Origin of the sequence: Methylobacterium sp. W2 (assembly GCF_020662345.1) — a bacterium.
In the GTDB taxonomy this organism is placed as follows: domain Bacteria; phylum Pseudomonadota; class Alphaproteobacteria; order Rhizobiales; family Beijerinckiaceae; genus Methylobacterium.
Genome location: NZ_VMOA01000025.1, coordinates 52,619 through 75,513, shown reverse-complemented (window position 1 = coordinate 75,513; position 22,895 = coordinate 52,619). Strand labels below are relative to the sequence as shown.

Below are 22,895 nucleotides of genomic sequence, written 5' to 3'. Positions count from 1 at the left end.
ACGGGAATGTGCCCGGGTGGAGGGCGGACCGCGGGGGCAGGGCGTTGCATCCCTGGCGGGCATGGCCGAAGACGGAGCGCGCGAAGGCGCAGCGAACGATGACACGAGGCGCGTCGGCATATCGATCACGGCCCGTCGCCGCCCTGACCCACCCCTCGATCCGATGAAGCGAGTGCGATCATGATGAGTTCGACGTTGAGGTCCGCCCTGGTTGTCGGGATGCTCGCCGGATTGCCGGTGACGCAAGCCTCCGCCGCCGCCGGCGGTCGCATCGGGGCCTGCAAGCAGGAGGTGAAGGCCAAGGGCCTGAAGGGCGACGAAGCCAAGACGTTCATGAAGTCCTGCAAGGTCGATGCGCGCAAGGCGTGCAAGGAGCAGGCGCACTCGGCCGCTTCGGACAAGGCCGAGCGGCATGCCCTCATCAAGTCCTGCCTGAAGGGCGGCGCCGCGCCCGGAGCCGCCACCGCCCCGGCCGCGCCGATGGCGCCCAGCTCGACCGTTTCCCCCGGCCCCGGTAGCGCACCGGCGGCGACCCCTCCGGCTCCTAAGCCCTGAAGCGCCAGACGCTGCTGCGCTTGATCTCCGCATCCTCCAGGGACCGGCTCACCGGCACCTCGTAGGTCGCGAGGATGTCGAGCCGGTCCCTCTGCAGGTAGGAGCGGCCGGGATCGCCGATGAGGATGGTGGCGCCCTGCTCGTGCAGGGTGGCCAGCCAGTCGGTGACGCGAAGGGCGATGTCCCGCTCGTAGAAGATGTCCGCCACCAGGATCGTCGTGACGCCGAGATCGGCGGGCCGCGACCCGATGAGGTCGTCGGCGACGGGGGTGATCCTGTCGCCCACCCCGTTGACCCCGGCATTGAGGCCGATGGCGGCGATGGCGAAGGCATCGAGGTCGCTCGCCGTCGCATGGGTGGCGCCGGAGAGCGCCGCCGCGATCGCCACCAACCCCGAGCCGGAGGCGAAATCGAGGATGCGCTGCCCGGCGACGAGGTCCGGGCGGTCGAGGATATGCCGGGCCAGGGCTTGCCCTCCCGCCCAGGCAAAGGCCCAGAACGGCGGCGGCAGGCCGATGGAATCGAGCTCGTCCTCGGTCTTCTGCCACAGCTCCGTGGCCTCGTCGGCCACGTGCAACACGATCTCCGGCGCGTGGGGCACGGGCAGGAGCCGGGTATTGGCGCGGATGAAGCCGATGGGATCGACCGAGGGCGTCATGAGCGCAGGAGATCCCCGTAGAGGCCGGCGACGGCCTGCATCACCGCCTCCTCGGTGAAGCCCCCCTCGACGATGCGCTGCCGCGCGGCCTCGCCCATCCGCGCCACGAGGAGCGGATCGGCGGCGAGCCGGACCAGCGCGGCGGCGAGGCTCCGCGCGTCGTCGGGCGGCACCAGCAGGCCCTCGATCCCGTCGCGAACCAGCGTCCGGCAGCCGGGAACGTCGGTGGTGAGGAGGGCGCGCCCGCAGGAGGCCGCCTCCAGCAGCGTGCGCGGCAGGCCTTCGCCGCCCCGCGAGGGCAGGCATCCGACATGGTGCTCCGTCCACACGCCGGTCACGTCGCGGGTCGGGCCATGCCAGGTGACGCCGTCCCGGCTCCACGAACGCAGGGTCGCTTCGGGGATCGCCCTCCGGTTCGAGGAATCCGGCGCCCCGTAGAGGGAGAGCTCCACGGCTGCGCCCTCCGCACGGGCGAGGCGCATTGCCTCCACGGCTTTGTCGATGCCCTTCGACCACAGCATCCGCGCCACGATGGCGACGCGCAGGGGCGGGGAGGGCGGTTGCGGGCCCGGTGAGAACTGGGCCGGATCGATACCGGCCCCGCCGACGATGGTGACCGCCGTGTCGGCGGGATCGAGGCCGAGGGCCTGGGCATCGTCCGGGTTCTCGAACAGGAACCGGGTCTGTTTCGAGGCGAGGGGGCCGCGGATCAGCTGGCGCAGGGCGAGGCGGCCCATGCGGCCGGCGACGTCGGCGCGCGCGCCCATCAGGCCGAGCCCGGTCAGGGCGTAGACCCGGCCTGAGATGCCCGCCATCGCCGCCGCCGTCCCGCCGACGAGGATCGAGCGCAGCGCGATGCAATGGACGATGTCGGCCTTCAGCCCCTTCAGGATCGCCGCGAGCTGGCCCGCCGCATAGCCCGCCGCCATGGGATTGAGGCTCGAACGTTCGGCCTCCAGCGCGACCACCCGTGCGCCCGTCGCCTCGATGATGGCCCGGTGTTCGCGCACGCGGGTCACCACCGCCACGGACAGGCCCATCGCCACGGCGGCCCGCGCCATCGGCAGGAAATGCGAGGCGAAGAACCAGTCCTCGGTAACGACGAAGACGAGCCGCTTCATCGGCGCGGAGGAGGGCGAAGGGGACGGCGGAGGGGACGTGGCCATGACAGGCGCTGTAGCACGCCGCCGCTCCGGGGGGAGCCGGACGGGAGACCGGGGGCGATGAAGCGTCCTGCCGAGACATCGCGCCGCCGGCCCGGCTCGGAACGCCGCCCGTGCCCCGCCGGTTGACCGGTCCTGACACTCGACGGGAGGCGGAGGATGGCGGCGGATCGCGAAGAAGACGGTGTCGTCGCCGATCCCCGGGATGCCGCCATCGAGGCGGGGCTGACCTATGTCGATGCCGACCGGCCGGGGCTCACGCGGCGGAAGAGCGGAACGGGTTTCTCCTATCGCGATGCCAAGGGGAAGGTCGTCCGCGACCCGAAGATCCTGCGGCGGATCCGGTCCCTGGCGATCCCGCCGGCTTATACCGACGTCTGGATCTGCCCCCGCGCCAACGGCCATATCCAGGCCACGGGCCGGGACGCCAAGGGACGCAAACAGTACCGCTACCACCCCGATTTCCGGCAGGCGCGCGACTCGACGAAGTTCGAGCACATCATGGCCTTCGCCGATGCCCTGCCCGCCATCCGCGCGCGGGTGGACGAGGATATGGGCCGTCGCGGCCTGTGCCGCGAGAAGGTGCTGGCCACGATCGTCCACCTGCTCGAAGCGACCCTCATCCGCGTCGGCAACGACGATTACGCCCGCACCAACAAGAGCTACGGGCTCACCACCCTGCGCGATCCCCATGTCACCGTTGCGGGCGCGGAGCTGACGTTCCGCTTCAAGGGCAAGAGCGGCAAGATGTGGAACCTGTCGGTGAAGGACCGGCGCGTGGCCCGCATCGTGAAATCCTGCCAGGACCTGCCGGGCCAGGAGCTGTTCCAGTATATCGACGATGCGGGCGAGACGCGGGACGTCACCTCGGCCGACGTCAACGCCTATCTGCGCGAGATCACCGGGCAGGAGATCACCGCCAAGGATTTCCGGACCTGGGCCGGAACCGTGCTCGCGGCCCTGGCCCTGCAGGAATTCGAGGCGTTCGACAGCGAGGCCAAGGCCAAGAAGAACCTTCGTGCGGCCATCGAGAGCGTCGCGGCGCGGCTTGGCAACACGCCGACCATCTGCCGCAAATGCTATATCCATCCCGAGGTTCTCGATGGCTACCTCGAGGGTGCTCTGCTCCTTCAGGTGGCGGATGCGGTGGAGGACGAGTTGCGGGAGGATATCGCCCGGCTGAAGCCCGAGGAGGCGGCGGTTCTCGGGCTGCTGCGAGCACGTCTCGACGCGGCGAAGGGCAGGGTCTCGGTGAAGGCCAAGGGCACGCCCAAAAGGGGGAAGGCAGCGCTGCGCAAGGTGCGATCCGGTCCGGCGGAATCCGGGGCTCGGGTCGCCGCCTAGGTTGGGCCGCGCCGGCGGAAGGGGGAAGGGGGAAGGTCTTGCCCCTCATCACGCCGACGTCTGTCCACCCATCTCGCAGGGCGGCCGGCCCGTCCCCCCGCACTCCCTCAGTGGCGCGCCATCGTCTCGATGATGGTCTTGTGGCCATGGTGGCCGGACTCGCCCTTGCCCTGGCGCGGCGTCTCGCTCTCCACCACGGGGGCCAGACCCAATTGCCGGGCGAGGCAGACGAGATCCTTCAGCCGCCCGGTCTGGGTCTTGCGGCGGAGGTTGAGCCGATGCGTCTCCACGGTGCGGACGCTGAGGCTGAGGCGGCGCGCCACCTCCTTGTTGCTGAAACCGGCACTGAGGAACCGCAGGATCTCCGCCTCGCGCGGGGTCAGCCCTTCGCCGGCTTCCACCGGGCCGGGTTCCGGCGTGTCCGCAACGCCTGCATGAGCCAGCCGCACGATCGTCGCGCTGATCTCCCGTGGGGTGGCCGATTGCGCCACCACCGCATCGGCACCCGCCTCGAGCAGGTTCCGCAGGGTCTCGGCGGGGAGGCTCTGGAAGGCCGCCAGCACGCGCAGGCTCGGATGACGCTTGAGCGCGGCGATCCGGGCGAGGGCGCTCTTCGACACGGTCTCGGGCAGGAACACCAGGGCGACGACGCTCTCGGTGCCCGGACCGCCCAGGGGCAGATCGGCCTCGCCCACTGTATGCAGGCTGGGCTCATGCTCCAGGAAGGCCCGCAGGACAGGCCCGAGCCCCACCGGTTCGTCGACGATCAAAACCCCCACGGCCTGGTTCATGCCGCTCCCCCCTCTGTCCCATCGCGATACATCGCGGTCGGGCTGGTCAAGAGCAGTTCAAATCCCGTTCCATGGGATTATTCGTCGAATTCGGGCGACGCCCCATGAATACACGGGCGTATTCTATGAAAACAGGCCCGAAAATCGCGTCATCTCGGTTAACGCGGGCGGATGCGCGGCCATGGCCCGAGGGCGCCTGTCTCGATCAGGAACAGCCCGGTTCGAAATGGGATTGGGATCACCCCGCCCGGGCGAGGACGAGGTCGGCGGCGGCGGAGATCACCCGGTTGCGGCCCGTGGTCTTGGCCTCGTAGAGGGCGATGTCGGCGCGCTTGATCATGGCCTCGATCGTGTCGCCCTCGCTCCATTGGCTGACCCCGAAGCTGCAGGTGAGCCGGATCGGGGTACGGGCGCCGCGGATGCGCAGGGATTCCACGAGGCGGCGCAGCCGTGACGCGACCGCCTCGGCATCGGTCGCCGGCCGGTGCGGAAGCACGATGCCGAACTCCTCGCCTCCGAGCCGCCCGACGATGCCCTCCTCCGCGATGGTCTTGCAGACGCTCTGGATCGCCGCATCGCCGACATCGTGGCCGTACTCGTCGTTGATGCGCTTGAAATGGTCGATATCCACCAGGATCGCCGACATGTCGCCGTGGTTCCCCACGCGATCGGCGGCGTCCCGCACCCGCTGCAGGAAGGCGCGCCGGTTGAGGAGGCCGGTGAGCGGGTCGGTCTCTGCGAGGCGAATCAGCTCGCTCTGCATGGTCGTCAGGCGGTCCGCCGCCCGCATGCGGGCATGCAGCTCCTCGGCGCCGGGGGGCTTCTCGATGAAATCGTCGGCGCCGCTGTCGAGGGCCTCGGCGAGATTGCGGGAGTTGCGGGCCGAGGACATGGTGATGACGTAGAGCGGCCGGTTCGTCTCGGCGATGAGACGCGCCGACCAGCACAGTTCGAGGCCGCTCAAGGGGCGGACTTCCAGGCTCGTGATCAGGACCCGCACGGTCGGCGTATAGGTGACGAAGTCGAGGGCCGCCTGTGAGTCGGTAAAGACATCGACCGTATGGCCCTGCGGCTCGAGCATGCCGGCAACGACCTTCAGGACAACGCGGCTCGTATCGACGATGACGATATGCATGTCCTTGGTCGCCCGCCCCGAAATCTTATGGTGTTCGTCAGCATGGCGGCGACAGATTAACATGTTGCCAAGACGACCCGCCCACATGAGTCCATCCGGGACCGGGTGGGGAGAGGAACGCCGTACGGCTGGCCTCATCGGACGACAGGGCGCCGACACCCCGTTCATCGACGGTTGAACGGCGCGCCCGCGGCTGGTAGCTAGCGCATCGGGCCGGATTAGCTCAGCGGTAGAGCAGCGGTTTTGTAAACTGATGAACCGCCTAACACTCCCCAGCACATTCCTTATTCCCCGCAATACCTTACACTGCCTCTGACGGCGCAAACCTATACACCTGTGCCGGATTTTGTGCGGTGCTGTCCTTCGCAGCCTGGGCCTCCTCGGCGGTCAGGAAGGCGAGGTAGATCTCGGTGACCTTCAGGCTCGTGTGGCCGAGCTCCTGCTGCAGCGTGTAGATGCTGCCCCGGCCGGAGCGCAGGTAATCCACTGCGAACCGATGCCGGAGGTCGTGGAAGCGGAAACGCCGGAACTCCCGCCCGTTCTTAGCCGCCGCCTCGGCGAGCTGCCGGCCGTACAGGCTGAAGCGGGTCGCGACGTTGACGAAGGGCCGACCGTCCGAGTGCCAGAACGCCGACCGGGTCACGAGGCTCGGCGGGATCGATCGGAACAGGACCACGGCCTCGTCCGAGAGGGAGACCACGCGGCGCTTGTTGCCCTTGCCGTGAACGGAGATTGCCCGGCGCTGAAGGTCGACGTGCCGACGCTCCAGGGTGACGAGCTCGTCCTGCCGGCAGCCGGTGAGTAGGGCGGCCTGGATCAGGAACTTGAAATTCCCTGGCGCGCGCTCGACCGCCATGGCGATGTCGCGATCCTCGGGGAGCACGATTGGGTCCCGCCGCTCCTTCATGCGGCGGCTCTGCATCGCCTCCAGGGCGGGATTGCCCTTGCGCCACTTCTCGTCGACGGCGAACGACAGGACGCTCGACAGGGCGGTGAGGTCGCGGCGGATCGTGGCCGTGGTGACCTTCCGTGTTCGCCGCGCCTTGATGATCGCAGCGACGGTGTCCTCGCTGATCTCGTCGACGAAAAGCCCATCGAGATGCGGGCCGATTGTCTTGAGCGAGTTCAGGTACCGCCGCCATGTGCGGTCGCCGACGTGGTGGGCGATGTAGCCGCTCCAGTCGGAAAGCACGTCCTCCCAGCGCTTGCGGTCGTCGCCAAAGCTCGCCGCGGCGATTATCCGCGCGTGTTCGGCTGCCTGCCGGCCGCGAGCAACGACTGGATCACCTGTCTTGAGGCTGAACCGGTACTCTTTTCCGGCGACCACGAAGCGCGCCCAGAGCGTGCCCCCTCGCCAGTAGCAGCCCTCCGGGGCTTTCTTTCGATCCTTGGACATGGCTCTTTGCTCTCCTGTTCGACGAGCCAGGTCCGAAGCGCCTGTTCGTTGAACGTCCACAGCCGACCAACTTTGGCGGCCGTCGGCAACTGGCGATCTTGGGCGAGACGCTGAACGGTGCGGGGGGATACGCCGAGGATGGCGGCGGCCCTGACCAGTCCGACGCGCTCGGGGATGATCGGAAGCGTGGTCAATCCGGCCTCCCCTCTGCGGGTGGTGCATCGGGCTGCCGGGACGCTTCCGGCACGCTGTCGATGACGTTCTGCATGGCTTCGACGGCCGTCAGGCCGCCCCTGCAATAGAGCTCCTCGGTGCGATCCTGCTGCAGCCGCGAAATCTCGGCGACGAAGCGGGTCATCTTGCCCCTGGAATGGAGCTGGATCGAATAGGCGGTCCAGTGTGGGAGCGTGCGCCGGAACAGGGCGACGGCCTCGTCCAGGCCGGTCCGCTCCCCATCTAGATGAGGATGGGCAAGGGCGGCGAGGACCGCAGCGAGGCCGGCTTCGTGGCCCTTCTGCCAATAGGCAGGAGACGTGTTATCGGCCGGGCGATCAGTCAGATGATGCCCTTGCGTCCCGGCGGCATAAGCAGCCTTCGCCCGTTTGAGTATTCCCTCCTCACCAGTTGGTGGCGAGACGGAGAGGGCGTTCCCAGCGATGTCAGCAATCTCCGCCACGGCTTGCGCGTCCAGCGCACAACCCCTGTCGTTGCTGTAGGTCCGATGCCGGATTGCCTCCAACGCCGATCGAGCCAAGCCTTCGGGATAGGGTGAAACGGAGGCCTGCACCGCCTCCTCGACGCGCGCCCAGATGGCCTGATGCACGGGGAGCAGGTCCTCCCACGCCTCGGCCACGCCGCGCGGACCGAGGGTGTGCCCCGCGAACCGCGCCTCGTAGGCCGTGTGGCCGGGCTCGTGTGATTTGGCGGTCATGCTGCGGCTCCGATGTCGAGCACGTCGGCCTGAGAAACCTTATTAATCAGCACAAAGTACCAAAGCTGGAAGGCGCGGTGGCCGCGTTCGGAATTTCTCGAGAGCCCCAAACACGCTTGTTCATACAAGCAAGGTGGTGCCGCATGTACGAATGGCAGGAGGCAAAGGTTCGGCGGTGGTTTTATTTTATTTGTGTAATATGTGTTCTCTTTGGACTTTGGTTCAATTTCGAATCTTATGTATGTCCTATCCCAAGTGCTCTGCTTGCAACTGAGGCCGCGCTCAAGCCGTCTTGTTTCGAGTTCTGGCTGAACCGATATCAAACTATCATAGGTGCCGGGCTTGCTCTGGTCGCGGCTTGGATAGCAACGATACCAGCACGAGGCCAACTGCTCGAAATGTCCAAGCAATCCGCTGCTACTGCTCGGCAGTCTGCATTGGACTTGGTTAAGGAAATTGAAGTCGAACTCGAGCTTGTGAAGCGACTTAGGATATTTGAATACCAGATGAAGAGAAAGATAAAGCAGTTTCATAATAGAAACTCTTGGCCATCGATTTATGTTGAGTGGCTTGATGAGATGGCTGATATCAGAATGAATTTGAATGTCGTTCATCAGGAGTTTTCTGATTTTGGAAAACGCTACCCTTTTGACGACCTCATTTCCCTGGCAAGGCTTGAGCTCAATGCTGATTTTTATGCAGTTTGGACGACAACCCATGATTTGAATGATGTTTTCAGAAGAGGAACGCGGGGCCCCAAGCATGAGGAGGGTGAGGACGATATTAGTATTGAAGAGGTAGATATTGTATATGCAGACGCCGAGCGAGCAATTATTCAATGGGGATCCGGCCGGAAGTCTTTGGAGATGCTTTTGCAGAGTGCCCTTGAAAGTAAGTGGCTGCAAGTTCGCACCCTTGAACGGCAAGTCCTTGGTGGATGACATCCTGCTGCGGAACGGACTGATGATGAGCGGGCGCGTCATGCGCACGCCTCCGCCCGAGCCTCACGCCGGGCGAGCGTCATCAGACGTTGCCTGACGGAGTGCGCGCGGCGCCCAAGGGCTCGACCCATCTCGCTGTCGGACGCACCCTCGGCGTCCATAGCGAGGATGCGAGCATCATCCTCGGCCGTGTAGGCGCGGACAGCGTGCCCGTTCCGCATCACGACGGGCGGGCGGCCTCCCATAGGGGGAAGCCTCCGAGGGTTAGGCGGATCGATCGCGAGGCGTATGCAATGATACGAGACGGTGGACTCGGAGCACCCGAGCACGCGCGCGATCACCCCGTAGGTGCGGCCGCGCTCGCGCATCTCGATGATCCGCTCGATGTCCTCGGGGTTCAGGCGGCGGGCGGGCATCACGCGTTGCCCTCGACCGGGCCGGCGCCGATCTTTGCGGCGGTGCGGACGAGTTGCAGGACGTCGCGGCGGAGCTGTTCGTTGTCGATCGCCACATAGGCACGCAGGATTTCGACGGCGCCGGTCTCGGCGAGGAAGCCGAACACCTCGCTCTGCCCCTCGGGCTCGCTCTCGCCGAACAAGGCCGAGACCGGCACCTCCAGGACCTGTGCGACCTGCTGCAAGCGTCCGCCGCTGACCCGGTTCGCGCCCTTCTCGTATTTCTGGACCTGCTGGAACGTGACGCCGATGGCCTGGCCGAGTTCGGTCTGCGACAGGCCCTTGGCCTTGCGGAGCGTGGTGATGCGCAGGCCGACGGTGCGGTCGACGTCGGTGGCGGATTTCGTGTTCATGCGGCTTTCCTCTTCTTCGGCTTGGTGGTCTTCGGGGCCTCGCGCTGGTGCGCCCATGCGCGGATCTGCGGGTACGTGACGCCGGTGAGCACCCGCCACGCCTCCCGGCACTGCTCGATGCTGAACATGCCGGTGTGGGTCTCGTCGGTGGTCAGGCTCATCTTGTCGGCGAGGTAGGCGTAGACGCGGGTCCGGGCCGCGCGCTGGATCTGCTTACGCGCGCGGGCGTCCTCGGGCTGGTAGGCGCCGCACTGGTCGGCCTTCCTCCACAGCGGGTCGATCCGGCTGTGATGGAGCGTGATGCGAGCCTTGCGCAGCTCGGGGCCGGCGGGCGTGCCGAGGGCGTCCTCGGTGCCGGGATGGCAGCCGACATAGGCGTTCGGGCACACGTCGCACTTCCAGATCCGAAGGGCGGTGAGGTCGGAGCGGTGCGGGTAGATCTCGGCGCCGTTGGTGAGGCGGGCCGGGGTCTGACAGGTCGGGCAGATCGGGGCGGCCATCACGCGGCCTCGCTGCGATCGCCGGGGAAGGAGTCGTCTGGGTCGCCTGGGAAGGCGTCGTTGTGGTCGACGGGAAAGCCGAGGCCATCGCGATCGTCCGCATCGGATGCCGTGCGATCGAGTTCAGGGAGGATCGGCGCGAGCGCAGCGTCCTGTTGCACCGTCAGGCCATCGCGGAAATCGCGGAGCGATGCGGACCCGAGGGTCGCGGCCTTCAGCCCGGCATCATGCAGGCGCTCGCGGCCGGTCTTCGGCCTGGACTCGTCCGGAGCAGGATCGCGCTCGGGAGCCTTCCCTCCGTCGGGGCCCCTCTCGTCACGAAGCGGCTCGACCCGGTAGGGCTTGCGGCTTCCCTTCTTGTCCGTCAGCGCCATCGTGATGGCGCCCGTGATGTCGGACATGTGGCTGATGCGAATGCCGCCGACATCCACGCCGCCGAACCGGACGCTATCGTCCCGATAGAGCGTCATCCGACGTCCGGCGTAGGCGTTGCCGTCTTTGCCCCATACGCGCACCAGCACGCGCCGCATGGATAAGCCGGGCTTGTACGGCTTGCCGTTGTCGCCCTAGAAGTTGACCGCGATCGGCTGATCCGGCTTGCCCGTATTCGAGACGCGCGAAACCGTAATGGTGCGCGGCCCGCCGATCAGGTCGTCTGCATTGAGCTGGTCGCTCTTCGGAGTGATCGTCCGCGAAAGGTCGGTCACAGCACGATCTCCCGATCCACGCGCACGGTCGGGACGGCGCCGGACACCGCAACAGCCTCGCGGTAGCGGGCCATGGCCTCGGTGAGCTTCGCCTCGAACTTCTCGGCGGCGGTGAGGATGTTCTCCTGGATCTCGTCGTTCGCGTGGACGCGGATGACCGCCATCGGGAGCCCGCCCGAATACGAGATCAGGTCACACCAGTCCCGCTCGGAGACCATCATCCCGGTCTGAACCTGGAGCAGGTATTCGCTTGGGATCGCCTTCGGGATCACGTGGTTGACGAAGGTCTCGACCTGGAACCGCTGGCGCCGGGACTTGATTTCGACGAGGCCGTCGGTGCCGACGAGGCCGTCGGGCGAGTAGCCGAGCGTGAAGCCCCATTTGTCGTTCGTGATGAACCCGACGGTCTCCGTCGGCGCGTAGTGCTGGCTGTAGAGGGTGAGGGCGTCGAACTCGTCCTCCATCCCGCGCAACATGTCGTCGCTGATGTAGTGGGGCTCGACGTAGCCGGTGATGCGCTGGGCGAGCAGCTCATAGAGGTGCGCCCGCTGCTTGTCGTTCTCCGCCACCTTGAAGGTCGGCGTCACGATCAGCTTCGTCTCGCTGGCCGTCAGCATCCCGCGGCGCGCGGCGATCCATTCGTCGGAACCCTGTACGAGGTTGCCGTGTATGCGGACAGAAGAGGCTTTGGCGGCGGGCCCGGGCACCAGGCCCTCGGTGTGCTCAACGATCGTCATTGCTGTTCCTGATCCAGTCGGTGAGGCGGTCGAACGCGATGCCGGCGTTCACGGCGGTCCATTCGCTTGCCACCTCGGCCACGCGCAGGACCGGGAGGAGCGGAAGGCCCATGACGATGCGGAAGCGGCGAGCCATGGCGGCTACTCGGCCGCTGCGAGGAGGCCGCCGGCGACGGCGCCGTCCTCGATGACGATGGCGGCCGACCGGCCGGACTGAACGACCTCGATCCAGACCTGATAGTCGGCGGCGGCCATCTCCGCGAGGATGCGCATGGCGTCCTCGTCGAGGAGCGATCCGTCCTGAACCCGGATCACGCGCAGCTTCGGGTTCATCGCGATGGCGATTGCCACCGACGTCCGCAGCTGCTCGGCGCTCGACGCCTGGTCGAACGGGATGCCGTCGAGGAGGATCTCGTCATCACCGAACCCGATGCCGGGCACGGGAATCTCGGCCTTGGCGATGGCCTCGCGCCGATGGGCGGTCCGGTCCTCGATCGCCTTGGTGAGCGCGGCGGCCTGGGCCTCGACGTCCTTCGCCTGCGCCTCTATGCGATCCCGCTGCTCGCGCTGGGCGACCAGGGCGTTAACGCGACCAGCTTCGGCGATGCGCTGGCGCAGAGCGAGGGTGTCGATCGGCTCGGGTAGCGCCGGGGCGTCGGCGAGCTTCTTGCGCAGCCCGTCCGCAAGCTCCCCGATCCCGTCTGCCTCGGCATCGGCGGCGTCTGCCTGTCGACGCAAATCTGCCGCGCGCCTCCGCAGGTCGTCGATAGTCGCGACATGCGTTGCGACCTGCTGCTCGGTCTGCTCCCGACGGGCGCGACGGCGCTCGATATCGGTGTTGTGCTCGCCGGCGCGCTCCATCTCCTCGACGAGGGCCGCGTCGTCGATCCGCTCGGACGGGGCGTCCTCCGGCAGGCTGATCCCGGCGGCCTGTGAACGCAGGGTGCGCGCGTCGCGGTTCACGTCGGTGCGCTTGGTGAAGTCGGCCTTGTTCGCCTTGTCGATCGCGTCGAAGTCCACGCCGGGGACGAAGCGCTTCAACGCCTCAAGCTGCTCCTTCCCGTCCATGCGGGTGAAGGCCAGCGGGTCGAACGACAGGGCGCCGAGGAGGCTGTCGAGCATGCGCTGTGGCGAGGGATAGCGGGCGCCGTCCGCGCTTTCGACGAGGATCTTCGTGGGGAAGGTGCCGTCTTCCTGGCGCTTGAACGTGCGCGTGACTTTGATCTCGCCGAGGTCCAGGCGGATGCGAGCCTCGTTCTCGCCCTTACGGATCGGCACGGCCTGGATGTGTGACGTGCCGGCGAGCGCCCACCAGATCGCGTCGAGGACGCTGGACTTGCCCTGCCCGTTGCGGCCGGTGATCTCGACGATGTTGCCGTTGGGCGTGATGGAGACGGCTTTCAGCCGCTTCACGTTCTCGGCCTGTAGTTGAAGGATCTTCATGGCTGGGCTCACTCGGCTGCGTCGGCATGGGGGCCAGACCGCTCGGTCTGGCGACGGAAGGCGGAGCTGCTCTCGGCGACCGCATCGAGGTGCTTCGGATCGAGGGGGGCCTCGATCTCGCTCTCAGGGAATCCGGCGCGGACGTTGAGCGCCCGCATCATCTCTTCGGCGAACCAGTCCCGGTCGGCGGGATCGCGGAACACCGGCAGGGCGAGGCCGAGAGACTGGCCGTCGCGGTCGATGACCAGGCCGCGAGAGACGTGATCGAGGCGGAAGGGGCCGCAGAAGCCGATGCGCGCGAGGCGCTGGGCGAAAGGCGTCTGAGGGCGGCTCATGACCAGGTCACCCCCAGCCAGACCGACCCGACGCCGGCCGTGCCCATGAGCGACAGGCCGAAGACCATGAGGGTGATGCCGGTCACGTCCGGCCGGCCGTCGTGGCGCAGGCCACGCTGCACGGCCCGGCGCAGGTCGGCGGAGAGGACCGGCGCGGCGCACATCGCGACAGTGGTGACGATGGCCGCGAGGCCGAGTGCGGTGAGAATGGGTGCGGCCGACATGGCGGGCCTTGCGAGGTTAGAGGGCGGGTAGGTGCGTGCGAGAGCCGGTCAGGCGGCTTCGCGCAGGGCGGAGGCGGCCGGCGTTGCCGCGGCGGCATCAAGGGCGTCGGCGAGGGCGCGCATCTCGGAGGCGAGATGAGCCACGCGGAGACCGGTGCGGGCACGATCGGCGGCGGGCAGGTTCTCGACGATGTGCCCGGCGGTGCGGCGCGCCGCGTAGAACACCTCGGCGAGCATGAATTCCGCCTGGTCGACGAGGGCGGTAGCGACGTCGCGCTTGCGCTGCTCTTCGGTCCAGATGACGCCGGACACGCCGGTATCGGCGAGAGTGCGGGGAGCGGCCGACATCACGCGGCCTCGCGGGGCTTGGCGACCGAACCGGTGACGACGGGCTCGAACCAGACGCGGCCGAAGTGCTCCATGCGGCGCATCTCGACGGTGGACGTTGGCTCGTTCGCGACCGACCAGGACGCACGGTCGTGGGCGATCTTCTCGCGGACCGGCCCCATCGCGGCGCGGATGAAGGCGGCGCGGTCGGGGTAGCCAGCGATGCGGCGCTTTGCGATCAGTTCGGCGAGGATCCGCTTCTCGGAGCGGGCCTGGCGCATGACGATCCGGAACTTGATCGAACCGTCCTGGTGGAGGGTCGGTAGCTCGCGGCGGAGGTGGGTGTGGCGGGACACGTTCTGGCTCCATCACCGTGGGGCGATGGAGAGAACGTAATCCGGTTATTTTACCGGGTCAATGATTATCCGGTAAAGTGACCGGACTTTTTGCCGGTTGGCAGCTTCAGCGGACCGGCAGCGCTACCGGTTATCCACAGGTTGTCACGGAATTTCGCGGAACCCGAGAAATGACTCGACCGGCTGCTATTACGAGAACAGAAAGAGAACATTCAACGAGGGAGTAACCCGTGAGCGCTGAACTTCCAACGGTGAGAGCGCGGTTCGCGCTTCGGTTTCGCTGCGCCAATTGTCGGATGGTCATGTGCCGAGAGCTGACGTCGCCGAACCTGGCGGATGCTCCGGCCGACGTCGAGGAGTTGCTCGATAGCAACCTGCTGAACAAGCAGTATTACCCCTGCGAGGAATGCGACAACCCGGTGTCGACGCTCATAGGCGTGAAGCTGCTGGAGCCCGGCGAGGCGTTCGATCCCGAAGCGGAAGGAGCCACCTCGAAGCCGGCTGCGGCGCCGCTGGGCCGTCCGCGAACGGCAGGCCTACCGACGACGAGGCGGCGCGGCCTTGGGGAGGGAATAGGACGTCCGCCGTACTAGGGCGAGCACCTCGACCTGCTCTCCGCTGTCTGCGTCGGGATCGTCCGGTACGACGATTGGCTTGAGGGCCTTGTTCGAGGACCGAGGGTGATACTCGGTCCGCCTTGGATGCAGCTCCACCTGTTTGGCGGACCATTCAATGGTCTGTCCGCCATCCCGCGTCCGCTGAACGATGACGATCGCGCCGTCGATGAGGGGGAGACCGGTATCTCCAAAGTCGACGCAAATGAGGGTGTCGCCGTCTAAGATTGGGCGCGGCTTCAATTCGTTGAGGGAGTCCCCTTCGACCGTGAAGGCCACCTGCCGGGCATTCGGAAATTCTGGGTCTGGTTCGTCGAAGATGTATTCGGTGTTCCCGTCCTCGTGCTCGATCACTTCGCGGAATACCCCGGCAGCCACTTTCCCAACGACGGGGATGGACCCCGGGCGCCGCGCCTCGCTCACGCTATCGAAGATCGCGGATCCATTCGAGCCTTCGGCCAGGTAGCCGACCGTCGTTTGTAGGACAGGCGCAAGGGCCGACAGCGTCGCCATCGTGAGGCCCTGCCTCCCACCCGTTTTTACGGCTCGGCGGAGATTGCGGATCGCATCAGGCTTTTTGGCTTCGGCCGAAGCAGCGTCCGCCGACAAGCCGACCGCCTTCAATCGCTCCTCGATGCGCGCGAGAACTGCTGCTTTGTCCATGATCGGTACGGTGACCGAACGCGACCGGCCGTTCATCCGGTAAAACGACCGTTGACAATTCCGGTAAGTTGACCGATTCCTGAGGTCATGACCGCGATTGACCGCTTCCTCCTCGTCGCCAGCGCCTATCGCCAGCTCAGCGGGCTGAAGACGACCGCATTGAGTTGGCGGCTGTTCGGCGACTCGAAGAAGCTCGGCGCTCTCGAGAGCGGCGCCGATATTCAGGTCACACGCTACGAGAAGGCCATGCAGTGGCTGTCCGATCACTGGCCGGACCCGCAGGGATGGCCGGAAGGTGTGGATCGCCCCGCAAAGAGCGAAGTCGCTACGCCCGAAGCGAGCGCCGCGTGATGCGCGTGATCCTCGCTCTCGCTCCTTTCCTCCTTCTGGCCGGCTGCACCGACGCGGAGGGCACGCGCGACGTGCTCGAGGCAGGCGGCTACTCGAACGTCCAGATCGTGCCCCGGTCGAACTGGCTGGTGTCGAGCTGCGGCGAGCGGGATTCCTACGCGACGCACTTCACTGCGCAGGGGCCGACAGGCATCCCCGTCGAGGGTGTCGTCTGCTCGCAGGGCAGTTGGGGCAAGGGCGCCACGATCCGCATCACGAAGGTGCATCGGCGCTTCGACGGCCCGGCCGCTCCGCAGTCGGGAGCGCGCTGACATGGCCGCGCTCGTCCTCGCCTTCCTGGGGCTCATCCTCGCGGCCGGCGCTGTGTGCCTCATCGGGGCGAGGTTCGCGGCATGACCGGCCCCCTTTCCCATCGCGCGGGATGTCGCCCCGCGATCGCGTCCGGCGTCACGTTGTTTTGCGTTTCGACCGCCGGACGCGTCCCAATTCGTAATCGCGCCCGTCGAGCCGCCCTTCCGGCTCCGGTGCGTGAGCGTGCCGGCCAGAGCATCACAAGGCCTCCGGCCGGCACGTCCCCTTTCGTCTTGCTCGATCGCCCATGCCGCCAAGCCGTCGATCGCGCCTGTGTACTGCGTAACCCGTCCAACCTCCTGCACTCATCTATCCCCCTTGCTGCACTCATCTTGAAGCACAGGGGATCTGCGGAATGCTGGCAAAATCGGAGCAGGGGCGTCGCATGATGACGGCCGAGGAAGAACTTGCGTTTGTCCGACCACACGCCGTTCGAGCCCTCGAGGCTCTACGCGTCCGTGGCCACTCGCAGATGCACGCCTACGAGGCGCTCGCCAGCCTCATCGGCAAGTCGCCGACGTGGGTTCGCGGCGTCATCGGACGAGACCCCAACATCGGCGTTCGCCTGCGCGACGCCATCAACCTGACCCGAGCCTACGACCGGCTCTGCAAGCGCATCGAGGCCGCGGCTGACGCCGAAGAAGCCCGCATCGCAACCCTGACGGAGGAACTCCATGCGGCTCTTTCAGCTCGCGGACCGGTGGCACCGTCGGCGTCGACAGCGCCTGTCGCTCGAACGGCAGCTTCGGGAGGTCCAGGACGCGCGGCCTCAACCGCACTGGTCCGCTCGCATGTGGCGGCGAATCCGCGAGCGCGTTCGCGGGCTGCTCTGGACGTGAACGACCTGCCGCTGTGGCGGGCAATTGAGGGAGAGTGAGCATGGACAAATTTACGAAGAAGCCGGTGACGATCGAGGCCTTCCAATGGACCGCCGGACCGGACCAACTCGACGACCCGATCTGGATCTGTGACGCGATCCGCGCGGGGATCGTCGAGTTCGAGAACCGCGGCCTTCCTGATGTGGCGATGCTCATCAACACGACCGAAGGGCTGATGACGGCTCGCCTCGGCGACTGGATCATTCGCGGCGTCGAGGGCGAGCTCTACCCCTGCAAGGATTCGGTCTTTCAGGCGACCTATGCGCCGGCAGGAGAGGCACAGGGGCTGCCGGTCGCCGGCTACCGGCCGCAGAGCGCAGGGAACATCGCGCTCGGCAACGCCAACAAGGCGATCGAGGAGCAGGTCCTCCGCGTGCTCGATGGCCTCGCCGCTCGCCCTGAGATCGACAAGCCCTGGCTCGCGATCGGCCGGACCGACATCGAGAAGGGCTTCATGGCCGTGAACCGGGCCGTCTTTCAGCCTTGTCGCGTGACGCTGCCCGATGACGCTGCCGAGCCGCCCCGCGTCCCCCGTCTCGGCGCGCAGGACACCCGCTCGCGCGGTGAGCCGCGCCCGTAGGCCTTCCCCCGAATCCTCCCCCTTCGCGGTCGTCGACCGCGTCGCTCCCTCCCCGAACCTGAGAGGTCACCATGGCCAGGAAACTGAAGGGCGCGACGCCCAAGGTCATCAAGACGACGGCAGCCCAGCTGCAGGACGCGATCCGTGACGCCGCCGGCGCTTCCCAGCGCGCTGCGAACGCGAACTCGAACAAGTCGACGGCGCTCTCGGATTACTGCGCGAAGAGCGGCCTTCCGGCGAAATCAGTGAAGCTCATCCTCGACTGCCACAAGATGGAGGACGTGAAGCGGAGAGATTTCGTCCTCGGGTTCCTGATGGCTCACCAGATGATGGGCTGGGGCGAGCAGAGCGACCTGTTCGACGACGTCGGCAAGATGATCTCGGAAGCCACTGCCGCTGCCGAGGCGGACGAGAAGTCCCGAAAGGGCCAGGCGCAGGGTTCGCCCGGCCTGCCGCTCGAGGAGGCCGAACGAGAGTTCACAAAGAACAACGCGAAGGCCAGCGCGAAACGCGAGGCCAAGGCGACCACGCCCAGCGAGGCCATGCGCGACAGCACGGCTGCCGGCGACGCCTTCCTGAAGGAGCAGACCGCGAAGGGCGGAAGGAACGCCCTCCCCGGTGCCCCGGCGCTCGGCAATGGGCCGCAGCGTCAGAGCGCGTCCGTCGAGTAGGACCGCAGTACCGCCATGTCCAACCAGATCGTAATCCGTCTCGAAGGCGACCCGCGGGGCAAGGGCCGGCATCGTGCCCGTGTCGTTGCTCCGCGGGGCGGCAAGAAGCCGTTCGTCCAGGAATACCCTGACCCGGAAACGGCACGCTACGAGGCTGCCCTGAAAGCGGCCGCCGTCGACGAGATGGTCGGACGCCTGCCGCTGGTCGGCCCCCTCGTGGTGGTCGTCTATGCGTTTATGCCGATTCCCACGAGCTGGTCGCAGGCGAAGAAGCGAGAGGCGCGCAACGGCGTCATCCGCCCAGTCGTGAAGCCCGATTGGGACAACATCGGAAAGGTCTGCGACGCGCTGAACGAGGTCGTGTGGGGCGATGATTCTACCGTCGTCGATGGCAGTGTCCGGAAGTTCTACTCGGACAAGCCCGAGCTGGTGATCACCGTCGAGCCATGGGTTCCGGCGATCGCCACCCTCGGCGCTTCTGCTCCTGCTTTGGACGAGGCCGCCTGATGTGGCCTTTCGGCGCCCTACCCCCGTTCGGCTTCGACATGCTCATGGTCGATCCGCCGTGGTCGTTCGCTCTCCGCTCCGACAAGGGCGAGGCGAAGAGCGCGCAGGCTCAATACGCCTGCATGACGCTCGACGAGATCAAGGCGCTCCCCGTGGCGCAGCTCGCCCGCGGTGACGCCTTTCTCTGGCTCTGGGCTACGAACCCGATGCTCCCACAGGCGCTCGCCGTCATGGCCGCCTGGGGCTTCACCTTCACCACGTCCGGCACGTGGGTGAAAACGACGACCGGCGGCAAGATCGCCTTCGGTACCGGTTACGTCCTGCGCTGCGCCTCCGAGCCCTTCATGATCGGGAAATTCGGTCAGCCACACGCTGGCCGGTCCGTCCGCAGCGTGATCATGGCGCCGATCCGCGAGCACAGCCGCAAGCCGGACGAGGCCTATGCTGCCGCCGAGGCGCTGATGCCGTCCGCCCTGCGCCGCGCCGACCTGTTCTCGCGCGAGTCCCGTCCCGGCTGGACCGCCTGGGGGAACGAGACCGGACATTTCGATGAGCCCGCCCTCATGGCTGCGGAGTAGGCGCCATGGCTCGGTACAACATCCTGCAACCGACCTCGCCCGTGCCCGTCTCGCGGCTGGCTGCCGTGGTTGGTGAGGCCGCCAAACGCTGGTGGGACCTCTACACCCGCGCCCGCGGCGACGATCAGTACAAGTGGTTCGACTGCGACCTCGCGCTCGCCGAGGCCGGGGTGCTGCTCAACGACCTCGCCGAGATCGAGCAGGCGAAGGGCGAGGGCTACGTCAGAGAGATGCTCCGTCGCGAACTCGCGCCCGTAGAACAGAGGGCTTCGGCATGAACGAGCCCCTCGACCGTCCCGGCTTCCGCCCCAACGTCGTCCCGATCGAAGAGTATCGCGGCGATTACGGCCGGACGCCCACTGCCCCGGCCGCCATCGCCGCGCCGATCGCCACTGTCGAGTCCGAGGCCGGGCTCATCGGCTGCATCATGCAGGCCCCGCACGTCTTCCCGCTGGTTCAGCACCTGGTCGCGGCCGAGCACTTCTTCGAGGAGGCGCATCGGGCCATCTGGCAGGTAATGGGCGACTTGGTGGCCGCCGGCGATACGCCGAACGGCATCAAGGTGAAGGCTGCGCTCGGTGCGACCAACCTCGCCTTCGATCTCGGCGGCCAGAACGTGCTGTCCTACCTCGGCCGGCTCGTGGTCATGGCGTGCACGCCGATCTCGGCGCCGGAATACGCACGGACGATCCAGCAATACTGGCAGCTGCGGGAGCTGGCGGCCGTCACGAACAAGGCGGCCGACGGCTCCGGCTTCGTGCCGGGCCCGCACCTTGAACGGGTCTATGCACGTGTCGACCAGATCCGCGCGTCCTTCGTCGATCGCAAGGTGATGTCGGTCACGGCGGACCAGGCCGGCGACGAGCTGATCGCGGACATCACCGCCGACCTGCAAGGCCATGGACGTGTCGTGCCTCACACTCGCGTCGCGGCCTTCGACAAGGAGATCGGCGGCGGCCCTCAACCCTCGACGCTGATCACGGTCGCAGCCCGCACCGCCATGGGGAAATCCATCTTCGGGGTGGAGCAGGCCAGCGCGATCGGCCGTCAGGGTCACGTCGCGATCTACCACTCGCTCGAAATGACCCGGAAGCAGATCCAGGCCCGTCGGACGTCGAGCTGGCTCTTCGATCGCGGGACCCGGCTCGCCTACGAGCAGATCATGCGTCGGCGCGGGCTGTCTCAAAGCGAGGCCGATCATGTGGCCGAAGCGGTCTACGAGATGCGCGGCGAGCACTTCCACATCGAGGACGGTGGCGGGCGCACCATCGGCGACATCGCCGCCGCCTCCGACCGCTTAGCGAACTCGTATGCCCGCAAGGGTGTGCCGCTCGGCATGGTGGTGATCGACCACGCGCACATCGTCCGGCCGTCACGCGCCTACAATCGCGAGGACGAGGGGCTGAAGGAGGTCGCCGACGGCGCGCTCTCCCTGGCCAAGCACCTCGACGTGCCGGTCCTGCTGCTCGCGCAGTGCAACCGGAACACCGAGGGGAAGTCCGTTGAGGACCGTCGCCCGAGCCTCGCGGACATCCGCGGCGCCGGTGCGTTCGAGGAGAACTCGGACGCCGTCGCGTTCCTCTACCGGCCTGCCTACTACATCGAGCGGTCAGGCAAGTATCGCGAGCAGAACCCCGAAGCGCTCGCCGAGCACGCGGGCTGCCGGCACCTCCTCGAAATCATCATCGACAAGAACCGGATCGGTCGCGCGAACCACATCGTGCGCGCCTGGATCGACCCGGCTCTGAACGCGATCCGCAACCTTCAGTCTGGGGCCTGAGTCATGCCGAGAATCCGCAGCATCCATCCGGGCATCTTCACCGATGAGGCCTTCATGACCGCGTCGATGCAGGCTCGTGTCCTGATCATGGGCCTCTGGTGCGAGGCGCACGACGACGGGGTTTTCGAGTGGAAGCCCCTCACGCTGAAGGTCCGGCTGATGCCGGCGGACAACGTCGACGTCGCCGCTCTGCTCGAAGAGTTGAAGCGCCTCAATTTCATCCGGCCATTCGAGGCGAAGGGTAAGACCTTCGGCGTGATCAGGAATTTCCAGAAGTACCAGCGACCAAAAAAGCCGAACCGGTCCGGAGTTTTTCCCGATAAACTGCTCGGTTACGCGCGTGGTGACGGAACAGGTTCCTCCATAGTTGAGGACGAGTTCGGTACCGGTGGGGAACCAGTACCCCCCGGAGAGGAGGATGGAGGAGGAGGGGGAATAGGAGAGGAGGATGGAGGAGGTACGGATGCGCAGATGCGCAGCCCGGGCACGGTCCAGGCTTCGGCTTCGCCGGTCCGGAAGGGCACCGACGAGCTCGGCCCCTGGCTGCGCAGCCTCGTGGGGACGGAACCCGTCGTCCAGGACCTGCGCACCCAGCCGATCGAGGAGCTTCTCGACGAGGGGCTGACCCGCGACGATGTCGAGGCAGGGATCGCGGCAGCCATGGCGGATCCGGGATTCCGGCCCCGTAGCTGGAAATCCCTCGTGGGCTGGGTTCGTCGGTCGGCGAAGGATCGCCTCGAGGCTGCGCCGAAGCAGGTCCGCACCGTGTCGGGCATCCAGCGGAAGCCCACCACCGTGACGCCGGAAATGATCCGGGCCCAACAGGTCCACCTCGCCTCAGAGCACTTCCGCGGTCACTGGTCGGACGCCTGGCCGAACCACTGCCGCCCGGGCCATCCCGACTGCACGACGCCGGACGACGTCATCGAGGACGCCCGGATCGCCGTGCAGATGGAGTCGCTGCCCAACCCCAACATCGCCCGCGAAATGGGCTTTGCCCCGGACCGGTTTTCCCGGTTCCAGTAGGAGATCCATGCTCAGCCGTCCCGAAGGCCCCGATCCGCCCCGGCAGTACCCCACGACCCTCGTCCGCCTTTGGCTCGTCGCCGCCTGGGCGGGCCACAGCGAGGCGGACGCACAGGCCGGCCCGAAACCCGGGGATGTCCGGGTTCAACGCTGGCCAGAGATCTACGTGGCGGACTGGCGGATGAAGGCGCAGCTGAAGGCCTGGCTCAATGCGCAGGTCGGACGCGAGCCGAGCTTCCGGGAGGCCTGCCGGAATAATGGCTGGAACCGGGACAGTGCCATGCGGGGTGTCGACATGGCCATCGATCTGATCTCGATCGAACTAAGCAGGTAGCCCCCTATAAAAGCAATCGGCGAAATTATGGTGATCGTATCCAATCGTCTTGTTTGCGATAAATTGCAGAAATACACGCGATGTCTTAAGAATGATCAAACGCCTGATGCTAACGCAACAGCTTGTGTTTCAAGTCTGGTAAGTGTTCTGCTAATAATTCTGTGCTGATTTATGCTCCAGCTTGGCGCGTCAAACCGCTGCTGGCGTGCAA

Annotated in this window: 33 protein-coding genes and 1 pseudogene; 14 read left to right on the top strand and 20 right to left on the bottom strand. The window is 66.6% G+C overall.

The features are described from left to right. The first annotated feature begins 180 nt into the window (after positions 1-180). On the top strand, positions 181-555 hold the full coding sequence (locus FPV16_RS15210) for a PsiF family protein (RefSeq protein ID WP_227439238.1): 375 nt from the start codon (positions 181-183) through the stop codon (positions 553-555). Here FPV16_RS15210 and FPV16_RS15205 read toward each other — a convergent pair. After that, positions 545-1,213: a class I SAM-dependent methyltransferase gene (locus FPV16_RS15205; RefSeq protein WP_227439237.1), complete on the bottom strand. Its 669-nt coding sequence runs from the start codon at positions 1,211-1,213 to the stop codon at positions 545-547. The two genes, FPV16_RS15210 and FPV16_RS15205, sit on opposite strands and share 11 nt — an antisense overlap. Next, complete coding sequence (locus FPV16_RS15200; RefSeq protein ID WP_227439236.1) at positions 1,210-2,379, bottom strand: glycosyltransferase; 1,170 nt, start codon at positions 2,377-2,379, stop codon at positions 1,210-1,212. The genes FPV16_RS15205 and FPV16_RS15200 overlap by 4 nt, the downstream gene beginning before the upstream one ends. A gap of 156 nt (positions 2,380-2,535) precedes the next feature. On the opposite strand from FPV16_RS15200, the gene FPV16_RS15195 reads away from it, so the two are divergent. After that, complete coding sequence (locus tag FPV16_RS15195; protein ID WP_227439235.1) at positions 2,536-3,720, top strand: DNA topoisomerase IB; 1,185 nt, start codon at positions 2,536-2,538, stop codon at positions 3,718-3,720. A gap of 107 nt (positions 3,721-3,827) precedes the next feature. Here the strand turns inward: FPV16_RS15195 and FPV16_RS15190 are convergent, their stop codons facing one another. The 5 genes and pseudogenes from FPV16_RS15190 to FPV16_RS15170 all read right to left on the bottom strand — a co-directional run bounded on the left by FPV16_RS15190 (position 3,828) and on the right by FPV16_RS15170 (position 7,973). Beyond that, a complete protein-coding gene (locus tag FPV16_RS15190) occupies positions 3,828-4,511 on the bottom strand; it encodes a response regulator transcription factor (protein ID WP_227439234.1) in 684 nt (227 codons plus the stop codon). Between the two features lie 238 nt (positions 4,512-4,749). Beyond that, positions 4,750-5,646, bottom strand: a complete 897-nt coding sequence (locus FPV16_RS15185) for a diguanylate cyclase domain-containing protein (RefSeq protein ID WP_227439233.1) — start codon at positions 5,644-5,646, stop codon at positions 4,750-4,752. A 301-nt stretch (positions 5,647-5,947) separates the two neighbouring features. Then, positions 5,948-7,042: a tyrosine-type recombinase/integrase gene (locus FPV16_RS15180; protein ID WP_227439232.1), complete on the bottom strand. Its 1,095-nt coding sequence runs from the start codon at positions 7,040-7,042 to the stop codon at positions 5,948-5,950. Between the two features lie 35 nt (positions 7,043-7,077). Then, positions 7,078-7,236 (bottom strand): annotated as a pseudogene (locus FPV16_RS26435) (helix-turn-helix domain-containing protein); the annotation flags it as partial. After that, a complete protein-coding gene (locus FPV16_RS15170; RefSeq protein WP_227439231.1) occupies positions 7,233-7,973 on the bottom strand; it encodes a hypothetical protein in 741 nt (246 codons plus the stop codon). The gene FPV16_RS15170 and the pseudogene FPV16_RS26435, both read right to left, overlap by 4 nt. Before the next feature lie 143 nt (positions 7,974-8,116). Between FPV16_RS15170 and FPV16_RS15165 the strand changes: the two genes are divergently transcribed. After that, a complete protein-coding gene (locus FPV16_RS15165; RefSeq protein ID WP_227439230.1) occupies positions 8,117-8,914 on the top strand; it encodes a hypothetical protein in 798 nt (265 codons plus the stop codon). A 38-nt stretch (positions 8,915-8,952) separates the two neighbouring features. On the opposite strand, the gene FPV16_RS26430 is transcribed toward FPV16_RS15165, so the two are convergent. The 13 genes from FPV16_RS26430 to FPV16_RS15100 all read right to left on the bottom strand — a co-directional run bounded on the left by FPV16_RS26430 (position 8,953) and on the right by FPV16_RS15100 (position 15,628). Beyond that, positions 8,953-9,330: a helix-turn-helix domain-containing protein gene (locus tag FPV16_RS26430; protein ID WP_227439229.1), complete on the bottom strand. Its 378-nt coding sequence runs from the start codon at positions 9,328-9,330 to the stop codon at positions 8,953-8,955. Continuing rightward, positions 9,330-9,722: a helix-turn-helix domain-containing protein gene (locus FPV16_RS15155; protein ID WP_227439228.1), complete on the bottom strand. Its 393-nt coding sequence runs from the start codon at positions 9,720-9,722 to the stop codon at positions 9,330-9,332. The genes FPV16_RS26430 and FPV16_RS15155 overlap by 1 nt, the downstream gene beginning before the upstream one ends. Further along, entirely contained in the window at positions 9,719-10,222 is a 504-nt protein-coding gene (locus FPV16_RS15150) for a zinc-finger-containing protein (RefSeq protein ID WP_227439227.1), read from the bottom strand. The genes FPV16_RS15155 and FPV16_RS15150 overlap by 4 nt, the downstream gene beginning before the upstream one ends. Next, positions 10,222-10,752 carry a hypothetical protein gene (locus tag FPV16_RS15145; protein WP_227439226.1) on the bottom strand — a complete coding sequence of 177 codons (531 nt, stop codon included), beginning with the start codon at positions 10,750-10,752 and terminating at the stop codon, positions 10,222-10,224. Before FPV16_RS15145 ends, FPV16_RS15150 begins: the two co-directional genes overlap by 1 nt. A 36-nt stretch (positions 10,753-10,788) precedes the next feature. Next, positions 10,789-10,929, bottom strand: a complete 141-nt coding sequence (locus tag FPV16_RS15140) for a hypothetical protein (protein ID WP_227439225.1) — start codon at positions 10,927-10,929, stop codon at positions 10,789-10,791. Further along, positions 10,926-11,666, bottom strand: coding sequence for a lambda exonuclease family protein (locus FPV16_RS15135; protein ID WP_227439224.1), 741 nt, complete (start codon positions 11,664-11,666; stop codon positions 10,926-10,928). The genes FPV16_RS15140 and FPV16_RS15135 overlap by 4 nt, the downstream gene beginning before the upstream one ends. Beyond that, positions 11,653-11,802 (bottom strand): hypothetical protein, encoded by a 150-nt coding sequence (locus FPV16_RS15130; RefSeq protein ID WP_227439223.1) that lies wholly within the window; start codon positions 11,800-11,802, stop codon positions 11,653-11,655. Before FPV16_RS15130 ends, FPV16_RS15135 begins: the two co-directional genes overlap by 14 nt. Positions 11,803-11,807: 5 nt before the next feature. Next, a complete protein-coding gene (locus tag FPV16_RS15125; RefSeq protein ID WP_227439222.1) occupies positions 11,808-13,109 on the bottom strand; it encodes an AAA family ATPase in 1,302 nt (433 codons plus the stop codon). A gap of 8 nt (positions 13,110-13,117) precedes the next feature. Beyond that, positions 13,118-13,444 carry a hypothetical protein gene (locus FPV16_RS15120; RefSeq protein WP_227439221.1) on the bottom strand — a complete coding sequence of 109 codons (327 nt, stop codon included), beginning with the start codon at positions 13,442-13,444 and terminating at the stop codon, positions 13,118-13,120. Further along, entirely contained in the window at positions 13,441-13,668 is a 228-nt protein-coding gene (locus tag FPV16_RS15115) for a hypothetical protein (RefSeq protein WP_227439220.1), read from the bottom strand. The genes FPV16_RS15120 and FPV16_RS15115 overlap by 4 nt, the downstream gene beginning before the upstream one ends. 48 nt (positions 13,669-13,716) lie before the next feature. Next, the gene (locus FPV16_RS15110; protein WP_227439219.1) at positions 13,717-14,016 is read right to left on the bottom strand and encodes a hypothetical protein; all 300 of its coding nucleotides are present in this window, start codon (positions 14,014-14,016) and stop codon (positions 13,717-13,719) included. Then, positions 14,016-14,351 carry a hypothetical protein gene (locus tag FPV16_RS15105; RefSeq protein ID WP_227439218.1) on the bottom strand — a complete coding sequence of 112 codons (336 nt, stop codon included), beginning with the start codon at positions 14,349-14,351 and terminating at the stop codon, positions 14,016-14,018. Before FPV16_RS15105 ends, FPV16_RS15110 begins: the two co-directional genes overlap by 1 nt. Positions 14,352-14,887: 536 nt before the next feature. Further along, complete coding sequence (locus tag FPV16_RS15100; RefSeq protein WP_227439217.1) at positions 14,888-15,628, bottom strand: LexA family protein; 741 nt, start codon at positions 15,626-15,628, stop codon at positions 14,888-14,890. 87 nt (positions 15,629-15,715) lie between these two features. Here FPV16_RS15100 and FPV16_RS15095 point away from each other — a divergent pair, with 87 nt between their 5' ends. From FPV16_RS15095 to FPV16_RS15045, 11 genes are all read left to right on the top strand, one after another. Further along, on the top strand, positions 15,716-15,979 hold the full coding sequence (locus tag FPV16_RS15095) for a hypothetical protein (RefSeq protein WP_227439216.1): 264 nt from the start codon (positions 15,716-15,718) through the stop codon (positions 15,977-15,979). Next, entirely contained in the window at positions 15,979-16,290 is a 312-nt protein-coding gene (locus FPV16_RS15090; RefSeq protein WP_227439215.1) for a hypothetical protein, read from the top strand. The genes FPV16_RS15095 and FPV16_RS15090 overlap by 1 nt, the downstream gene beginning before the upstream one ends. 425 nt (positions 16,291-16,715) lie before the next feature. After that, positions 16,716-17,207: a hypothetical protein gene (locus tag FPV16_RS15085; protein WP_227439214.1), complete on the top strand. Its 492-nt coding sequence runs from the start codon at positions 16,716-16,718 to the stop codon at positions 17,205-17,207. 2 nt (positions 17,208-17,209) lie between these two features. After that, on the top strand, positions 17,210-17,788 hold the full coding sequence (locus tag FPV16_RS15080; protein ID WP_227439213.1) for a hypothetical protein: 579 nt from the start codon (positions 17,210-17,212) through the stop codon (positions 17,786-17,788). 71 nt (positions 17,789-17,859) lie between these two features. After that, positions 17,860-18,459 (top strand): hypothetical protein, encoded by a 600-nt coding sequence (locus FPV16_RS15075; RefSeq protein WP_227439212.1) that lies wholly within the window; start codon positions 17,860-17,862, stop codon positions 18,457-18,459. Between the two features lie 15 nt (positions 18,460-18,474). Then, positions 18,475-18,966 (top strand): RusA family crossover junction endodeoxyribonuclease, encoded by a 492-nt coding sequence (locus FPV16_RS15070; RefSeq protein WP_227439211.1) that lies wholly within the window; start codon positions 18,475-18,477, stop codon positions 18,964-18,966. After that, positions 18,966-19,544, top strand: a complete 579-nt coding sequence (locus FPV16_RS15065; protein WP_227439210.1) for an MT-A70 family methyltransferase — start codon at positions 18,966-18,968, stop codon at positions 19,542-19,544. Before FPV16_RS15070 ends, FPV16_RS15065 begins: the two co-directional genes overlap by 1 nt. Positions 19,545-19,549: 5 nt before the next feature. Continuing rightward, positions 19,550-19,822 (top strand): hypothetical protein, encoded by a 273-nt coding sequence (locus FPV16_RS15060; RefSeq protein ID WP_227439209.1) that lies wholly within the window; start codon positions 19,550-19,552, stop codon positions 19,820-19,822. Then, the gene (locus FPV16_RS15055) at positions 19,819-21,324 is read left to right on the top strand and encodes a replicative DNA helicase (RefSeq protein ID WP_227439208.1); all 1,506 of its coding nucleotides are present in this window, start codon (positions 19,819-19,821) and stop codon (positions 21,322-21,324) included. The genes FPV16_RS15060 and FPV16_RS15055 overlap by 4 nt, the downstream gene beginning before the upstream one ends. Before the next feature lie 3 nt (positions 21,325-21,327). Further along, positions 21,328-22,350, top strand: a complete 1,023-nt coding sequence (locus tag FPV16_RS15050; RefSeq protein ID WP_227439207.1) for a hypothetical protein — start codon at positions 21,328-21,330, stop codon at positions 22,348-22,350. Positions 22,351-22,357: 7 nt separating this feature from the next. After that, positions 22,358-22,684 carry a hypothetical protein gene (locus FPV16_RS15045; protein WP_227439206.1) on the top strand — a complete coding sequence of 109 codons (327 nt, stop codon included), beginning with the start codon at positions 22,358-22,360 and terminating at the stop codon, positions 22,682-22,684. The last annotated feature ends 211 nt before the right edge of the window (positions 22,685-22,895 follow it).

Coding starts and splice junctions, on each gene's coding strand:
- FPV16_RS15155 (WP_227439228.1), bottom strand. CDS start 9,722: ATGAACACGAAATCCGCCACCGACGTCGACCGCACCGTCGGCCTGCGC.
- FPV16_RS15095 (WP_227439216.1), top strand. CDS start 15,716: ATGACCGCGATTGACCGCTTCCTCCTCGTCGCCAGCGCCTATCGCCAG.
- FPV16_RS15165 (WP_227439230.1), top strand. CDS start 8,117: ATGTACGAATGGCAGGAGGCAAAGGTTCGGCGGTGGTTTTATTTTATT.
- FPV16_RS15110 (WP_227439219.1), bottom strand. CDS start 14,016: ATGTCGGCCGCTCCCCGCACTCTCGCCGATACCGGCGTGTCCGGCGTC.
- FPV16_RS26430 (WP_227439229.1), bottom strand. CDS start 9,330: ATGCCCGCCCGCCGCCTGAACCCCGAGGACATCGAGCGGATCATCGAG.
- FPV16_RS15055 (WP_227439208.1), top strand. CDS start 19,819: ATGAACGAGCCCCTCGACCGTCCCGGCTTCCGCCCCAACGTCGTCCCG.
- FPV16_RS15090 (WP_227439215.1), top strand. CDS start 15,979: ATGCGCGTGATCCTCGCTCTCGCTCCTTTCCTCCTTCTGGCCGGCTGC.
- FPV16_RS15075 (WP_227439212.1), top strand. CDS start 17,860: ATGGCCAGGAAACTGAAGGGCGCGACGCCCAAGGTCATCAAGACGACG.
- FPV16_RS15130 (WP_227439223.1), bottom strand. CDS start 11,802: ATGGCTCGCCGCTTCCGCATCGTCATGGGCCTTCCGCTCCTCCCGGTC.
- FPV16_RS15060 (WP_227439209.1), top strand. CDS start 19,550: ATGGCTCGGTACAACATCCTGCAACCGACCTCGCCCGTGCCCGTCTCG.
- FPV16_RS15050 (WP_227439207.1), top strand. CDS start 21,328: ATGCCGAGAATCCGCAGCATCCATCCGGGCATCTTCACCGATGAGGCC.
- FPV16_RS15205 (WP_227439237.1), bottom strand. CDS start 1,213: ATGACGCCCTCGGTCGATCCCATCGGCTTCATCCGCGCCAATACCCGG.
- FPV16_RS15125 (WP_227439222.1), bottom strand. CDS start 13,109: ATGAAGATCCTTCAACTACAGGCCGAGAACGTGAAGCGGCTGAAAGCC.
- FPV16_RS15070 (WP_227439211.1), top strand. CDS start 18,475: ATGTCCAACCAGATCGTAATCCGTCTCGAAGGCGACCCGCGGGGCAAG.
- FPV16_RS15115 (WP_227439220.1), bottom strand. CDS start 13,668: ATGTCGGCCGCACCCATTCTCACCGCACTCGGCCTCGCGGCCATCGTC.
- FPV16_RS15200 (WP_227439236.1), bottom strand. CDS start 2,379: ATGGCCACGTCCCCTCCGCCGTCCCCTTCGCCCTCCTCCGCGCCGATG.
- FPV16_RS15120 (WP_227439221.1), bottom strand. CDS start 13,444: ATGAGCCGCCCTCAGACGCCTTTCGCCCAGCGCCTCGCGCGCATCGGC.
- FPV16_RS15135 (WP_227439224.1), bottom strand. CDS start 11,666: ATGACGATCGTTGAGCACACCGAGGGCCTGGTGCCCGGGCCCGCCGCC.
- FPV16_RS15185 (WP_227439233.1), bottom strand. CDS start 5,646: ATGCATATCGTCATCGTCGATACGAGCCGCGTTGTCCTGAAGGTCGTT.
- FPV16_RS15085 (WP_227439214.1), top strand. CDS start 16,716: ATGATGACGGCCGAGGAAGAACTTGCGTTTGTCCGACCACACGCCGTT.
- FPV16_RS15080 (WP_227439213.1), top strand. CDS start 17,210: ATGGACAAATTTACGAAGAAGCCGGTGACGATCGAGGCCTTCCAATGG.
- FPV16_RS15150 (WP_227439227.1), bottom strand. CDS start 10,222: ATGGCCGCCCCGATCTGCCCGACCTGTCAGACCCCGGCCCGCCTCACC.
- FPV16_RS15190 (WP_227439234.1), bottom strand. CDS start 4,511: ATGAACCAGGCCGTGGGGGTTTTGATCGTCGACGAACCGGTGGGGCTC.
- FPV16_RS15100 (WP_227439217.1), bottom strand. CDS start 15,628: ATGGACAAAGCAGCAGTTCTCGCGCGCATCGAGGAGCGATTGAAGGCG.
- FPV16_RS15145 (WP_227439226.1), bottom strand. CDS start 10,752: ATGCGGCGCGTGCTGGTGCGCGTATGGGGCAAAGACGGCAACGCCTAC.
- FPV16_RS15065 (WP_227439210.1), top strand. CDS start 18,966: ATGTGGCCTTTCGGCGCCCTACCCCCGTTCGGCTTCGACATGCTCATG.
- FPV16_RS15210 (WP_227439238.1), top strand. CDS start 181: ATGATGAGTTCGACGTTGAGGTCCGCCCTGGTTGTCGGGATGCTCGCC.
- FPV16_RS15045 (WP_227439206.1), top strand. CDS start 22,358: ATGCTCAGCCGTCCCGAAGGCCCCGATCCGCCCCGGCAGTACCCCACG.
- FPV16_RS15195 (WP_227439235.1), top strand. CDS start 2,536: ATGGCGGCGGATCGCGAAGAAGACGGTGTCGTCGCCGATCCCCGGGAT.
- FPV16_RS15180 (WP_227439232.1), bottom strand. CDS start 7,042: ATGTCCAAGGATCGAAAGAAAGCCCCGGAGGGCTGCTACTGGCGAGGG.
- FPV16_RS15170 (WP_227439231.1), bottom strand. CDS start 7,973: ATGACCGCCAAATCACACGAGCCCGGCCACACGGCCTACGAGGCGCGG.